The organism is Escherichia sp. MOD1-EC5950, assembly GCF_002965345.1.
In the GTDB taxonomy this organism is placed as follows: Bacteria; Pseudomonadota; Gammaproteobacteria; order Enterobacterales; family Enterobacteriaceae; genus Escherichia; species Escherichia marmotae.
Genome location: NZ_PTSR01000004.1, coordinates 145,080 through 158,022 on the forward strand (window position 1 = coordinate 145,080; position 12,943 = coordinate 158,022).

At 48.0% G+C, this 12,943-nt stretch carries 18 protein-coding genes; 14 read left to right on the forward strand and 4 right to left on the reverse strand.

Annotation, left to right across the window (positions count from 1 at the left end):
• The first annotated feature begins 7 nt into the window (after positions 1-7).
• Genes BEA93_RS07600 through BEA93_RS07645 form a run of 10 tightly spaced genes read left to right on the forward strand, consistent with a single transcriptional unit; the run spans position 8 to position 9,576 of the window.
• Positions 8-919, forward strand: a complete 912-nt coding sequence (locus BEA93_RS07600) for a scaffolding protein (protein ID WP_105224415.1) — start codon at positions 8-10, stop codon at positions 917-919.
• Positions 919-2,214 carry a P22 phage major capsid protein family protein gene (locus BEA93_RS07605; RefSeq protein ID WP_001196946.1) on the forward strand — a complete coding sequence of 432 codons (1,296 nt, stop codon included), beginning with the start codon at positions 919-921 and terminating at the stop codon, positions 2,212-2,214. Before BEA93_RS07600 ends, BEA93_RS07605 begins: the two co-directional genes overlap by 1 nt.
• A 44-nt stretch (positions 2,215-2,258) precedes the next feature.
• Positions 2,259-2,525: a hypothetical protein gene (locus BEA93_RS07610; protein WP_105267627.1), complete on the forward strand. Its 267-nt coding sequence runs from the start codon at positions 2,259-2,261 to the stop codon at positions 2,523-2,525.
• Positions 2,503-3,003 carry a packaged DNA stabilization gp4 family protein gene (locus tag BEA93_RS07615; RefSeq protein ID WP_096932823.1) on the forward strand — a complete coding sequence of 167 codons (501 nt, stop codon included), beginning with the start codon at positions 2,503-2,505 and terminating at the stop codon, positions 3,001-3,003. The genes BEA93_RS07610 and BEA93_RS07615 overlap by 23 nt, the downstream gene beginning before the upstream one ends.
• Positions 3,004-4,422 carry a packaged DNA stabilization protein gp10 gene (locus BEA93_RS07620; protein WP_001122392.1) on the forward strand — a complete coding sequence of 473 codons (1,419 nt, stop codon included), beginning with the start codon at positions 3,004-3,006 and terminating at the stop codon, positions 4,420-4,422.
• On the forward strand, positions 4,422-5,123 hold the full coding sequence (locus tag BEA93_RS07625) for a phage tail protein (RefSeq protein ID WP_105224417.1): 702 nt from the start codon (positions 4,422-4,424) through the stop codon (positions 5,121-5,123). The genes BEA93_RS07620 and BEA93_RS07625 overlap by 1 nt, the downstream gene beginning before the upstream one ends.
• Positions 5,123-5,578 carry a DUF2824 family protein gene (locus tag BEA93_RS07630; RefSeq protein ID WP_000627632.1) on the forward strand — a complete coding sequence of 152 codons (456 nt, stop codon included), beginning with the start codon at positions 5,123-5,125 and terminating at the stop codon, positions 5,576-5,578. The genes BEA93_RS07625 and BEA93_RS07630 overlap by 1 nt, the downstream gene beginning before the upstream one ends.
• Before the next feature lie 2 nt (positions 5,579-5,580).
• Positions 5,581-6,270: a DNA transfer protein gene (locus tag BEA93_RS07635; RefSeq protein ID WP_105224418.1), complete on the forward strand. Its 690-nt coding sequence runs from the start codon at positions 5,581-5,583 to the stop codon at positions 6,268-6,270.
• Between the two features lie 10 nt (positions 6,271-6,280).
• On the forward strand, positions 6,281-7,666 hold the full coding sequence (locus BEA93_RS07640; protein WP_105224419.1) for a DNA transfer protein: 1,386 nt from the start codon (positions 6,281-6,283) through the stop codon (positions 7,664-7,666).
• Positions 7,666-9,576, forward strand: a complete 1,911-nt coding sequence (locus tag BEA93_RS07645; RefSeq protein ID WP_000331835.1) for a hypothetical protein — start codon at positions 7,666-7,668, stop codon at positions 9,574-9,576. The genes BEA93_RS07640 and BEA93_RS07645 overlap by 1 nt, the downstream gene beginning before the upstream one ends.
• Before the next feature lie 24 nt (positions 9,577-9,600).
• Here BEA93_RS07645 and BEA93_RS07650 read toward each other — a convergent pair whose 3' ends face one another.
• Positions 9,601-9,969, reverse strand: coding sequence for a hypothetical protein (locus BEA93_RS07650; protein WP_085956046.1), 369 nt, complete (start codon positions 9,967-9,969; stop codon positions 9,601-9,603).
• A gap of 51 nt (positions 9,970-10,020) precedes the next feature.
• Between BEA93_RS07650 and BEA93_RS07655 the strand changes: the two genes are divergently transcribed.
• Positions 10,021-10,386, forward strand: a complete 366-nt coding sequence (locus tag BEA93_RS07655; protein ID WP_000757528.1) for a hypothetical protein — start codon at positions 10,021-10,023, stop codon at positions 10,384-10,386.
• A gap of 13 nt (positions 10,387-10,399) precedes the next feature.
• Here BEA93_RS07655 and BEA93_RS07660 read toward each other — a convergent pair whose 3' ends face one another.
• From BEA93_RS07660 to BEA93_RS07670, 3 genes are all read right to left on the reverse strand, one after another.
• Entirely contained in the window at positions 10,400-10,579 is a 180-nt protein-coding gene (locus tag BEA93_RS07660) for a hypothetical protein (RefSeq protein ID WP_001085430.1), read from the reverse strand.
• Positions 10,580-10,717: 138 nt separating this feature from the next.
• Positions 10,718-11,254, reverse strand: coding sequence for an ATP-dependent Clp protease proteolytic subunit (locus tag BEA93_RS07665; RefSeq protein ID WP_105224420.1), 537 nt, complete (start codon positions 11,252-11,254; stop codon positions 10,718-10,720).
• Complete coding sequence (locus BEA93_RS07670) at positions 11,254-11,505, reverse strand: Arc family DNA-binding protein (RefSeq protein ID WP_097563420.1); 252 nt, start codon at positions 11,503-11,505, stop codon at positions 11,254-11,256. Before BEA93_RS07670 ends, BEA93_RS07665 begins: the two co-directional genes overlap by 1 nt.
• Positions 11,506-11,610: 105 nt before the next feature.
• Here BEA93_RS07670 and BEA93_RS07675 point away from each other — a divergent pair, with 105 nt between their 5' ends.
• The 3 genes from BEA93_RS07675 to BEA93_RS07680 all read left to right on the forward strand — a co-directional run bounded on the left by BEA93_RS07675 (position 11,611) and on the right by BEA93_RS07680 (position 12,908).
• Positions 11,611-11,751 (forward strand): Arc family DNA-binding protein, encoded by a 141-nt coding sequence (locus BEA93_RS07675; protein ID WP_023150346.1) that lies wholly within the window; start codon positions 11,611-11,613, stop codon positions 11,749-11,751.
• Positions 11,748-11,921 (forward strand): hypothetical protein, encoded by a 174-nt coding sequence (locus BEA93_RS25300; protein WP_000620145.1) that lies wholly within the window; start codon positions 11,748-11,750, stop codon positions 11,919-11,921. Before BEA93_RS07675 ends, BEA93_RS25300 begins: the two co-directional genes overlap by 4 nt.
• 63 nt (positions 11,922-11,984) lie before the next feature.
• Positions 11,985-12,908 carry a phage antirepressor N-terminal domain-containing protein gene (locus BEA93_RS07680; protein ID WP_105224421.1) on the forward strand — a complete coding sequence of 308 codons (924 nt, stop codon included), beginning with the start codon at positions 11,985-11,987 and terminating at the stop codon, positions 12,906-12,908.
• Positions 12,909-12,943: the final 35 nt, after the last annotated feature.

Genomic DNA, 12,943 nt, shown 5'->3' on the forward strand with positions numbered 1-12,943 from the left:
GTTAATCATGGAACAAACCACCGACATTCAGGCTTCTGAAGAATTAACCCTGCCCGGCAATCATGCAGCGGCATCTGCTGATGGCTTAGTTGTCGATAATGCCAACGACATCGCAGGTCAGGAAGAAGGCTTCGAGATTGTCCTGAAAGACGATGAGAAACCAAAACAAGACCCGGCAACTAATGCTGAATTTGCCCGTCGCCGCATCGAACGCAAACGCCAGCGTGAGCTTGAGCAGCAGATGGAAGCGGTTAAGCGTGGAGAGTTGCCGGAGCACCTGCGGGTGAACCCTGAGTTACCAAAACAACCAGACCCTAACGATTATCTTTCCGAAGATGCACTGGCTAAGTACGACTATGACCAGAGCCGCGCACTGGCTGCCTTCCAGCAGGCAAACAGTGAATGGCAGATCAAGGCTATGGACGCACGAAGCCAGGCTGTCGCCGAGCAGGGTCGCAAAACTCAGGAGTTCACCCAGCAATCAGCGCAATACGTCGAGGCAGCCCGTAAGCACTACGACGCAGCGGAAAAGCTCAATATCCCTGACTATCAGGAGAAAGAGGACGCATTCATGCAACTGGTGCCGCCAGCAGTCGGTGCCGACATCATGCGCCTCTTCCCGGAGAAATCCGCTGCTCTCATGTATCACCTTGGTGCTAATCCTGAGAAAACACGCCAGTTGCTGGCGATGGACGGGCAATCCGCGCTGATTGAACTCACTCGACTGTCAGAACGTTTAACTCTCAAGCCTAGAGCCAAGCCTGTTTCAGAAGCCCCGTTACCTGATGAACCCATTCAGGGACACGCTGTTGCTGCAAATATCTCTGCGATTGAAAAGCAGATGGAGGCGGCAGCAAACAAAGGGGATGTAGAGACGTACCGCAAGCTCAAGGCGCAACTGAATAAAGGAATTCGATAATGGCATTAAATGAAGGTCAACTGGTCACGTATGCTCTGGATGAAATCATCGAAACCGTCCAGAACCTGACGCCAATGGCGTCCAAAGTGACAAAATACACCCCTCCGGCAGAATCCATGCAGCGTTCAAGCAACACCGTGTGGATGCCTGTTGAGCAGGAAGCGCCAACCCAGACTGGCTGGGATTTAACTGGCAACGCAACCGGGATTCTGGAACTCTCCGTGAAATGCAACATGGGCGATCCGGATAACGATTTCTTCGAGCTTCGTGCAGATGACCTGCGTGATGAGCGTTCTTACCGTCGCCGAATCCAGGCATCCGCCAAAAAACTGGCGAATAACATTGAGTCAGCGATTGCCAAACAGGCAACTGAAATGGGCTCGCTTGTTGTTCACGATACCCGCGCAATTGGTCCATCTACTGGCCTGTCTGGCTGGGATTTTGTGTCTGATGCAGAGCGCCTGATGTTCTCACGTGAGCTAAACCGCGATATGGGCATCAGTTACTTCCTGAACCCTGACGATTACCGCAAAGCAGGCCGCAACCTGGTAGATGGTGACATCTTTGGGCGCGTTCCTGAAGAAGCGTATCGCAACGGTACCATTCAGCGTCAGATTGCTGGCTTTGATGAAATTCTTCGCTCACCGAAACTTCCGGCAGTTACCAAGTCAACCGCTACTGGTGTAACTGTTTCTGGTGCGCAGAAGTTTAAGCCGCAGGCATACACTCTTGATACCGATGGTAACAAAGAGAACGTCGACAACCGTGTTGCAACGGTGACCGTATCCTCCACCACCGGATTTAAGCGCGGCGACAAAATCAGTTTCACTGGTGTGAAATTCCTGTCTCAGATGGCGAAGAACGTGCTAACTGATGATGCGACTTTCTCAATCACCCGTGTGATCGATGGTACTCACATCGAAATCACGCCGAAACCGATTGCACTGGATGACGCGTCACTGACAAAAGAAGAGAAGGCTTACGCTAACGTAAACACCTCTCTTGCTGATACCACTCCGGTAAACGTTCTGAACGTGGCAACAACCACCGCTAACGTGTTCTGGGCTGATGACTCAATCCGCCTGCTGTCTCAGCCGATCCCGGTAACCCATGAACTGTTTGCTGGCATGAAAACGTCTTCCTTCAGCATTCCTGGTATTGGTGTTAACGGCATCTTCGCAACGCAGGGTGATATCAACACTCTGTCTGGTAAGTGCCGTATTGCTGTGTGGTATTCAGCATGTGCTGTACGACCAGAGGCAATTGGTGTTGGTCTGCCTAACCAGACCGCGTGATAACCAGAGGGAGCTTCGGCTCCCTTTTTTATCTGGAGACAAGCATGACACACATGATCTTTCGTCATGGCGACATGAAGAAATGGAAAGGCGTTGGATACGACTTTGAAATCGTGAAAGCCGAAGAGCTTCAGGAATATCTGGATGCTGGCTGGTTTGCACATCCTGATGATCTTCTGAAGGATGTTGCAGAGCCAGAGCCAGAGCCAGAGCCAGAGCCAGAGCCAGAGCCAGAGCCAGAAGAAAAACAGCCTAAAAAGCCTGGTCGAAAACCTAAGGCGGCAGCAGATGAACCTGACAACGAAGGGTGATTTAGTTCTTGCGGCATTACGTAAGCTCGGTGTGGCATCAAATGCCACGTTAACCGATGTCGAACCTCAGTCCATGGAAGATGGTGTCAATGACCTTGAAATGATGATGGCGGAATGGCTTGGCGCTGATGCGTCACCAGGTATCAACGTTGGCTACATTTTCGCTGATGCAGATGTCGCTCCAGATCCGGGCGATGAGCACGGTTTATCAAATAACGCTATCAATGCCGTCATTTTCAACCTTGCCTGCCGCATTGCTCCGGATTATGCGCTGGAAGCGTCAGCAAAACTTATAACCACTGCCAGATACGGGAAAGAGCGACTCGTCAAACTGTCTGCAATGGACAGAGCAAAAGCCGCTAAATGTAAGTCCGGTTATCCAAACCGTATGCCTGTTGGTAGCGGTAATCAGTTGGCGAAGTGGAACGGTTGGAATTACTTCCACCGGAAGGAACCTTGCGATAACGGGAGCGAATAAATGCCGATTCAGCAACTTCCGCTTATGAAAGGTGTCGGCAAAGACTTCCGAAACGCCGACTATATCGACTATCTGCCAGTGAATATGTTGGCTACACCAAAAGAAATCCTGAACAGCAGCGGATATCTTCGCTCATTCCCGGGCATTGCCAAACGTTCTGATGTGAACGGTGTATCTCGCGGCGTCGAGTACAACATGGCGCAGAATGCTGTTTATCGCGTGTGTGGTGGCAAACTGTATAAGGGCGAAAGTGAGGTCGGTGATGTTGCCGGAAGTGGTCGCGTATCAATGGCGCATGGTCGAACATCACAGGCGGTAGGCGTTAATGGTCAACTGGTCGAGTATCGCTATGATGGCACGGTTAAAACCGTCTCAAACTGGCCTACAGACAGCGGATTCACGCAGTATGAGTTAGGCTCAGTCCGCGACATTACGCGCTTACGTGGGCGTTATGCGTGGTCAAAAGACGGAACTGATTCATGGTTCATCACTGACCTTGAAGATGAATCACATCCTGACCGATACAGCGCACAATATCGTGCCGAGTCTCAGCCGGACGGCATCATCGGTATCGGGACATGGCGAGACTTCATCGTCTGCTTTGGTTCATCGACTATTGAATATTTCTCCCTTACTGGCGCAACCACCGTTGGTGCCGCTTTGTATGTCGCACAACCATCGCTGATGGTGCAGAAAGGTATTGCCGGAACCTACTGCAAAACGCCATTCGCTGATTCTTATGCGTTCATCAGCAATCCGGCAACAGGTGCGCCGTCTGTGTACATCATCGGTTCCGGTCAGGTGTCACCAATCGCCAGCGCGAGCATTGAGAAAATCCTCCGCTCCTACACTGCTGATGAACTGGCTGATGGTGTGATGGAATCGCTGCGATTTGATGCTCATGAGTTGCTGATTATCCACCTTCCGCGCCATGTTCTCGTGTACGACGCATCTTCAAGCGCCAATGGTCCGCAATGGTGTGTGTTGAAAACTGGCTTGTATGACGATGTGTACCGCGCTATCGACTTCATTTACGAAGGCAATCAGATAACGTGCGGCGATAAGCTGGAATCCGTGACCGGGAAATTGCAGTTCGATATCAGCAGCCAGTACGACAAGCAGCAGGAACACCTGCTGTTTACTCCGTTGTTCAAAGCGGATAACGCCAGAGTTTTCGACCTTGAAGTTGAATCGTCAACTGGAGTTGCGCAGTATGCTGACCGCCTTTTTCTCTCTGCAACCACTGACGGCATCAATTACGGGCGTGAGCAGATGATTGAGCAGAATGAACCGTTCGTTTACGACAAACGCGTTTTGTGGAAGCGGGTCGGACGCATCAGGAAAAATGTCGGCTTCAAATTGCGCGTTATCACTAAGTCACCTGTCACTCTCTCAGGCTGCCAGATAAGGATTGAGTAATGGTTGATTCATCACTGAATGATCCTGTCGTGGTTCAGGCTACGCGCCTTGATGCTTCAATTTTGCCACGCAATATATTCAGCCAGTCTTACCTGCTGTATGTCATAAATCAGGGAGCTGATGTCGGTGCAATTGCTGGGAAGGCAAATCAGGCTGGTCAGGGCGCTTACGATGCCCAGGTAAAAAACGATGAACAGGACGTAGAACTGGCTGATCACGACGCAAGAATCACCGCAAACACAAAAGCGATAAATCTCCTTGAGGTCAGGTTAACAACCGCCGAAGGGAAGATAGTCGTACTGCGTAGCGATGTTGATTACTTGCTGGATGAGGTTATCGATATTCAGGCGCATCTGGTCACTGTTGACCAAAGACTGGATGGCGTAGAAAGCGATGTATCTGACATTAAGAGTGATTACGTATCGAAAACCGTAACAGAATCGCAGTCTCTTGCGTCACCGCTGGATGTAAAAACATCATATTCAGTTGATGGAATTCAGGTTGTTGGAGCAAGAAATACCGGATGGACTGCAGCCACAGGTACACCTCTTCTTGGCTCATTCAACGCTAACCAGTCATACGCGGTCGGCACTACGTACACACAATCCGAAGTCGCGGCTCTCGCTACAGGTTTGCAGCAGGCGCGGCAGCGTATTCTGGCGCTTGAAACGGCACTTAGATTACATGGGCTGATTGACTGATGATTACATTCAAACCAACGCGAAACATCGACCTGATAGAAGCAGTCGGAAATCACCCTGACATTATCGCTGGTAGCAACAACGGTGATGGATACGACTACAAACCTGAATGCCGTTACTTTGAAGTGAATGTGCACGGGCAGTTCGGCGGCATTGTTTACTATCAGGAGATTCAGCCGCTGACATTCGATTGCCACGCCATGTACCTGCCAGAGATTCGCGGCTTCAGCAAGGAAATCGGGCTGGCGTTCTGGCGATACATTCTGACCAACACCACCGTTCAGTGCGTCACATCGTTCGCTGCGCGCAAATTCCGCCACGGTCAGATGTACTGCGCAATGATTGGCCTTAAGCGTGTAGGAACCATCAAGAAATACTTCAAAGGCGTGGATGACGTGACTTTTTACAGCGCAACACGCGAAGAACTAATCGACTTCCTGAATCACGGGAGATAGCCATGTTATATGCATTTAAGCTGGGCAGAAAACTGCGCGGCGAGGAACCTTATTACCCTGAAAAAGGCGGGAAAGGTGGCTCCGATAAAAGCGCAAAGTATGCAGCAGAAGCCCAGAAGTATGTCGCAGACCTGCAAAATCAGCAGTTCAACACCATCATGAACAACCTGAAGCCGTTTACTCCTCTGGCTGAGAAGTATGTCGGCAGCCTCGAGAACTTATCGTCTCTGGAAGGGCAAGGTCAGGCACTTAACCAGTATTACAACTCTCAGCAGTACAAAGACCTTGCAGGTCAGGCTCGCTATCAGAGTCTGGCGGCAGCGGAAGCAACAGGTGGATTGGGTTCCACCGCAACCAGTAATCAGTTAGCAACAATCGCACCAACGCTTGGTCAGCAATGGCTATCTGGTCAGATGAACAACTACCAGAATCTGGCAAATATTGGTCTTGGCGCACTGCAAGGTCAGGCAAACGCCGGGCAAACATATGCCAACAACATGAGCAGCATTGCACAGCAAAGCGCAGCACTTGCCGCTGCTAATGCCAATAAACCATCAGGTCTTCAGACAGCAATTAGCGGCGGCACGTCTGGTGCGATTGCCGGTGCAGGTCTTGCCAGCCTTTTGGGAACATCAACACCTTGGGGCGCTGGCATTGGTGCTGGTATCGGATTGCTTGGCTCGTTGTTTTAAGGGGTAATCAATGGCTACGTGGCAACAGGGTATTAATTCTGGTGGTTTTCTGGCTGGCATCGGTGCGCAAAATGAGAATGCGCCAAAGGCAAGCGACATTAACGCAACGCTTGGTCTGATCCGCGAAAACAATGAACTGGCTCGCTCAGGTGCAAATAACGTTGGCCTGACCGCGTTACGTGGTCTGGCTGGAGTTGCTGATATTTACAATCAGGAACAGCAACAGAAAGCTATTAGTGCGTTCAATAAGGTTCACGCTGATGCATGGGCTTCTGGTGATCCATCTGGACTATTTAAGTTTGCCCAGGAAAATCCAGCGTTTATTGCACAGGCACAACAGGCGTTTTCCGGTCTTAATGATCAGCAACGCAACGATATGGGCGATTTAGCCATGAGGGCTAACGTCGCTCTTTCTCAGGGACCGGAAGCCTACAGTAAATTCATTACTGACAACAAGGACAGGTTAAATCGCGTTGGTGCTAATGCTGACTGGATGATTCAGACAGGTATCCAGAATCCAGAGCAGTTATCACACATGCTGACTACTATGTCTCTCGGTGCGCTTGGACCAGAAAAGGCGTTTGCTGTTCAGGATAAGATGGTTGGTCGCCAGCAGGAGCAGCAAAGAATTAACGAAACCATTCGCAATAATGACATGACGAATGCGAGGGCTATTAGGGGGCAAAACCTTTCCTATCAGTCTGCAATGACCGGACACGGACTTGCAGCAGAAAGACTGGCACTTGATAAGCAGAAATTCGGTTTTGAAGTACAACAGGCACAAAAAAAGGCCGAGGAACTTATTAATGCAGCGCCAAAATTATCAGTGAACATGGAAAAGGCTATAGAAAAATCAGCAGGTGATGCGGCAGCTAGTCGTAATGCTGCCGATTCAATGACAACGCTCGCTGACACGCTGGAGAAGGAGAAGCCAACTCCTGGTTTGTTCGGTAACGCTGAAAATATGTTCTCTAAGCTTACGGGGCAAGATAACTACCTCCGAGATATGCGGATTAGATTCAACCAACTAGCCAATGCGCAGGCAACCAAGCTTCTCCCTCCCGGCCCTGCATCAGATAAGGATATTGAGTTTGCAAGGAAAGGCATTCCAAGCGAAACGGATAATCCAATGGTCATGGCTCGATGGTTAAGGGGTATGGCAAAAATGGAAAGTAATAACGCGAAGTTCAACGAGTTTAGGTCGGAGTGGATGAGTGCAAATGGCAGCCCAGGACAATCTGATCGCAACCGAAACATCATGGGGATGGATGTTAAGAAGGGTGAATCATTGAACTCTGCGGCAAAACGTTTTCTTTCCTCAAGTTATGGCGATAGCCAACCTCAACAGCAATTGTCCGATGACGAATTAATTAGCAAATATCTCGGAGGGCAGTAATGGCTTATAGTCGTGAACAGTTGATGACAGCATTAAGGAACGCTGATGCGGCAGGCGATACAGAAGGAGCGCGTCGCATTGCTCAGATTCTGTCCTCCAGTAATCAACCAACTCAAAACCAAAAGCAGCCTGTAGAACAGCAAGATGGATTTATGTCTGACCTCGGCGAAGCAGTAAAAGAAACTGGTCGCGGACTGGTGCAGGCTGGTGTAAATGTGGCAAATATACCAGCATCAGTTGCCGATGCTGTAACAAGCGCGGCGGCATGGGCTGGCGGTAAACTCGGTATTGGCGATGGAACATATCAACCAGCGCCACGAGTAACAACTCAGGGATTAGAGCAGGCGTTTGGACTTCAGCAAGGTGCTCTGACTCCACAAACGACAGAAGGTAGGGTGTTTGCGGAGGCATTGCCTTACCTGGCTACTGTTGGCGTTGGCGGCGCTTCAACTCAGGCGCCAACACTTGCTGGTCGAATTACTCAAGGCGCAGCCCGTCTTCTGGCAGAAAACGCAGTCGGATCGCTCGCCGCAAACAGTGAGAAAAATGATGCGGGAAAACTGGCAACAGATATAGGTGTTGGCATGCTAACAGGTGGTGCTGTTAATACTGTTGCAAAAGGGCTTGAGCGTGGAATAACTGCCTTTAAAGGTGATATTGCACCAGAAGTGGCGAAGAAAATTGCCACATCAGAATCGATGGGCGTGACACCAATGACATCTGATGTAATCCCGCCGAAAAATGCTTTCACTCGTGGTCTTACTCAGGATGCTGAGGGTGCTTTGCTGGGAACAGGCTCAAAGCGAGCTGAGCAGTATGCAAAAAGAAGTCAGCTAGTTAAAAAACAGCTTGAGAAATATGGTGAATATAGCCCATCAGTTGTTGTTGACGATCTGTATGGTTCTCTGAAGTCAAGGAAGGATTCGGCCGGAAGCGTTATTGAAGACATTACAGCCAAAATGGGAGACACACCAGTTGACACATCAAAATCTATTAAGGTTATCGACAACGTACTTACCAGAGCTAATAGGCTTGGGAAAGTGGCAAATAAGGATTTGATTCGCGGGTTATCCGATTTGCGAGAAGAACTTGCTAAACCAGATATAGATTTTGGTCTATTGAGAGAGTTGCGGTCAGCCTTGAGGGAAAGTATTCAGGGAGATGCCATGGTTTTTCCTAATAGCGCGAAAGCCGCAACTGATGCCGTGGAGAGGGCAATGGGGGCAGATTTGAGGAATAACGCAGCGCGGTATTTGGGGGCTGGAGAGGCCGCCAGATACGTCAAAGCAAACTCTGACTACTCCAACGTCTTCAATAAGGTTCTTAATAAAAGGATTGCGAATAATCTCAACAAAGCTAAAAAAGAGTTTACTCCAGAGCTAATAAACAGCGTTGTATTCAGCAGAAAACCATCAGATATTAAGAGGATATGGCCAGCTCTTAGTGAAGATGGAAAGAACGCTATGCGTGCTGCTTATATCAGCAAGATTGCAGAAAAAGCAGGAGACTCGCCAACAAAATTTCTTACCGAGTTAAATAAGTTGAAGTCGCAATCTGACGGTCAGATCTATAACACGATATTCAGTGGGAGACACATGAAAGAGCTTGATGCTCTTCATGAAGTTCTACAGCAAACAGCAAGGTCGGACGCCGCAAATGTAGTAACACAGACAGGACAATCGCAAGCTAACAGGATTAGAACGATTGGCGCAACTGCAACCCTTGGTGTATCACTGGGACTTGAGGCTGGTTTCGGTGCAATCATGCGCTTGTATGAGTCCAAAGCAGCAAGGAATGCTCTCTTACGTCTGGCAAACACTAAAGCTGGAACGCCAGCATATGAAAGAGCGCTGAATAACGCTGCGAATGCCATCAGGCCGCTGCTTGCCACTGAGGCAACACAGCAGTAACGTATTGGAAATTGGATTCAATCGCTAACATTTTCTTTTTACTTTTCCAACAAAAGCTTTGGTTGAATCCATATTTCCATAACCGGAAATGGTTTTTGACATTAAAACTGTTCCAGTAGGATGTATTACCCATGAGTCGATAACGCGTTGAGTTTCGCCATTCGCGCCGATTCCTATGATGGAGTTTTTAGACAATACTTTGTAAGCCATGCCGCCCGCATCTGTCCCAGAATATGTGATGCTAGCATCTTCACCGCTTGTCTTAATGATGAATGTTCCACTAAAACCATCTTCTTCCGGATGGAAATTATTTCGTTCTGAATAGCTTATTCCGCGCATATCTCCAACGACCCAGCACTCTGCTGTAGCCCCAAAAGATATGAATAAGAACATAGCAGCAAGAAATTGCTTCACACCAACCTCCTTAGTTTTGCGCAGGATACCATGAAAAAAGTTAACATTGGAAACGTACCAAAGATGCTCGTACCGCTCTTTGAGAGCGGTACGATTGTATTTTGCAGAGACTTTCCAGAATGGCAACGCCTGCATCAAAAACTTGGCGTGGACGTGCGGGACTCGGATGCCAACGGAGCGTCTCATACAATGAGCAGCGAGAATGGTGTTTTGCATGTGATAGGTGTGTTCAATGGCAAACTATCTACTATTGCCCATGAGTGCGCTCACATGGCATTCGATATCTGCTCGAGGGTCGGTGTTGATGTTGAACCAGGAAGAGCCAACGAGACTTACTGCTACTTAATGAGCAGGCTTGTTGAGTTCTGCGAGCGACATATCAAAAAGCCGGAGTGAACCGGCTTGATTATTACTTTTTGCTGTCTGGAGTTCGCTTATCCAATACCCAGCCATGACCTGGCTTTGTTGTTGGCGGAAGCCTTTCGTTGTCCTTGACGGTGGCAAAATTGTCTTTCTTACCGCCGCGCGGGCCAACTTCTTGGTATATTCCGCCGTTTTTTCCTGTGTTTTCACCTGGTTTTTTCGCCATGATATACCTCAACATGCACCCGTTATTGGGCGATTAAATATTGATCTCATTTTATGAGTAGTCAATATGGTCCAAAAAAGGCAAAAATTAACCCACCTTCAGGTGGGTTTTTTATAAGGAGTAATCATGATTTACCCATCAAACAACCCACCAGTTTGCCTGATTGGATACCAGCCTTGCAGTTTTTATGGAATTAATTATGCCATGCTCAAGAGCCTTGTTAGCATCCAAAATGGTCGAGTCTGCTATCAGGGATGCCCACCTAATATGGGTTCCGATGTCGATATTGAACGTCTCAACGAAGCGATCAAGATCGTTATCGAGGCATTTCCCGTACTCTCTCAATCTGGCATGGTCGGCGGCTGGGGTGGCAAAGCCCCATAATAGAGGATGTAACAGGAATCTTGATAATGGGTTTGCGAAACGTTCTGAGCCAGCGAGGAAAACGATATTAGCTATGGATTCAATATTGCTTATGTTGTGAGTTCTAACGGTAACAGGGAGTGACTTAAGAAAGTTATACGCAGTAAAGCCAGCGGCAGTTTCCCCTCCCTGACTTGATATATGGATATTTAATTCAGTTGCGCCTTGAGATAATGCGGTGAGACAGTGGTTCTGAAGTTGCCCAACAGTGGCAGTATTAACGGGGCATAAGAAATGAATTGTGTGCAGCATTATTTTTCATCCTTACCATACATGGTCTTTAGCGTCTCAACATCATGTTCAAGATCTATCAATCGTGATGCTATAGTTGCAAGGTCTAGTGCTTGAATGTGTTTATTTTTTTCGGTCCATGCTTCAAGTGCCGCGACCATCTCAGCATTTAATGAACGAGAATTAGCCTCAGCCAGTTCAATAAGACGTTCCTTTATCTCTACAGGAAGCCTCAGATTCACTTGAGGGTTTTTGTACTTACGATCAGACATCGGCACATCCTGAATAATTTTTTACCACAGGATATGTAGGTATCTATTGACTATCAATGCGTACCTAAATACTATGTATGCGTACCACATACAACGGAGGATGCAATGAAGGTAAAAACACTGCGTATGCCAGAGAAGTTAGAAAAAATCCTTGAAGAGAAAGCAAAGGAAGAGTGTCGCTCATTTAGCGCAGAAGTAATTAAACGAGTGTTGGACAGTCTGAAGAGGGAGGGGATAACGGTGTGATTCGCTTGGATGCAGTAGTCAAAGAGATTGCGATTACCATTTTAAGACCAAATTTTGTTCATGGCGAATCATTTGGCACGAACGAAAAATTGAGAAGAGAAAGAGTATTCAGTGGCAAGCGCACGTTTTCAGAAGTGATGCTTGATGCAGCAAAGAAATCAAAACAGTGAAGCCCCAACTGCGGCAACAGTCAGGGCTTCGGTATCGTAAAACCACGCATAGGAATTAACGACATGAAAAGTATAGCAACAGCAGTATCTACTATCAATGTACCATTCCACGGCGCAGAGCTTTATGTTGTCAATCACAACGGCGAACCGTATACCCCAATGAAACCTATCGTTGAGGGAATGGGTATGGATTGGGCTTCACAGTTTACAAAGTTAAAACAAAGATTTGCTAAAGGTATTGTGGAAATCGCAATACCTTCAGTTGGCGGTGTGCAGACCATGATTTGCCTTGCTTTACGTAAACTGAATGGCTGGCTGCAAACCATCAGTCCAAACAAAGTACGCCCTGAAATCCGCGACAAGGTAATCCAGTATCAGGAAGAGTGTGACGATGTGCTATACGAGTACTGGACTAAAGGTCATGTAGTTAACCCACGCAAAGCTAAAAAGGCGTTGCCGGGTAAAATCACCACTGAACAGCAGGAAGCCATTAAACAACTCGTCATGAGTCGCGGTCAGTCTCTGCCAAAAGAAAAACAGGCGAAGGCGATGATCACCATGTGGTCGTCACTGAAATCCCATTTTGGATGTTCGTACAAAGAAATCAGTGAGGAGCAGTTTACCGAAGCACTGTCACTTGCTGCTCGCGTTCCGCTTGAAGGAGAGTTCATCGGCAAACAAGATAAGAAAACCAACGAGCTTTCTGCAAAAGAAGCAAACAGTCTTGTATGGTTATGGGATTATGCCAACCGCTCACAGGCATTATTCCGCGAATTGTATCCGGCGCTAAAACAAATTCAATCGAACTATTCCGGCAGATGCTACGACTATGGTCATGAGTTCTCGTATGTTATCGGAATGGCGAGAGACGTTTTAATCAATCACACACGAGATGTTGATATCAATGAGCCAGACGGACCAACGAATCTTTCCGCATGGATGAGACTTAAGAATAAAGAATTACCTCCTTCAATACATAACTACTGACAGATAACCAACGCAACGACCCAGCTTCGGCTGGG

Coding starts and splice junctions, on each gene's coding strand:
- BEA93_RS07600 (WP_105224415.1), top strand. CDS start 8: ATGGAACAAACCACCGACATTCAGGCTTCTGAAGAATTAACCCTGCCC.
- BEA93_RS07605 (WP_001196946.1), top strand. CDS start 919: ATGGCATTAAATGAAGGTCAACTGGTCACGTATGCTCTGGATGAAATC.
- BEA93_RS07610 (WP_105267627.1), top strand. CDS start 2,259: ATGACACACATGATCTTTCGTCATGGCGACATGAAGAAATGGAAAGGC.
- BEA93_RS07615 (WP_096932823.1), top strand. CDS start 2,503: ATGAACCTGACAACGAAGGGTGATTTAGTTCTTGCGGCATTACGTAAG.
- BEA93_RS07620 (WP_001122392.1), top strand. CDS start 3,004: ATGCCGATTCAGCAACTTCCGCTTATGAAAGGTGTCGGCAAAGACTTC.
- BEA93_RS07625 (WP_105224417.1), top strand. CDS start 4,422: ATGGTTGATTCATCACTGAATGATCCTGTCGTGGTTCAGGCTACGCGC.
- BEA93_RS07630 (WP_000627632.1), top strand. CDS start 5,123: ATGATTACATTCAAACCAACGCGAAACATCGACCTGATAGAAGCAGTC.
- BEA93_RS07635 (WP_105224418.1), top strand. CDS start 5,581: ATGTTATATGCATTTAAGCTGGGCAGAAAACTGCGCGGCGAGGAACCT.
- BEA93_RS07640 (WP_105224419.1), top strand. CDS start 6,281: ATGGCTACGTGGCAACAGGGTATTAATTCTGGTGGTTTTCTGGCTGGC.
- BEA93_RS07645 (WP_000331835.1), top strand. CDS start 7,666: ATGGCTTATAGTCGTGAACAGTTGATGACAGCATTAAGGAACGCTGAT.
- BEA93_RS07650 (WP_085956046.1), bottom strand. CDS start 9,969: ATGTTCTTATTCATATCTTTTGGGGCTACAGCAGAGTGCTGGGTCGTT.
- BEA93_RS07655 (WP_000757528.1), top strand. CDS start 10,021: ATGAAAAAAGTTAACATTGGAAACGTACCAAAGATGCTCGTACCGCTC.
- BEA93_RS07660 (WP_001085430.1), bottom strand. CDS start 10,579: ATGGCGAAAAAACCAGGTGAAAACACAGGAAAAAACGGCGGAATATAC.
- BEA93_RS07665 (WP_105224420.1), bottom strand. CDS start 11,254: ATGCTGCACACAATTCATTTCTTATGCCCCGTTAATACTGCCACTGTT.
- BEA93_RS07670 (WP_097563420.1), bottom strand. CDS start 11,505: ATGTCTGATCGTAAGTACAAAAACCCTCAAGTGAATCTGAGGCTTCCT.
- BEA93_RS07675 (WP_023150346.1), top strand. CDS start 11,611: ATGAAGGTAAAAACACTGCGTATGCCAGAGAAGTTAGAAAAAATCCTT.
- BEA93_RS07680 (WP_105224421.1), top strand. CDS start 11,985: ATGAAAAGTATAGCAACAGCAGTATCTACTATCAATGTACCATTCCAC.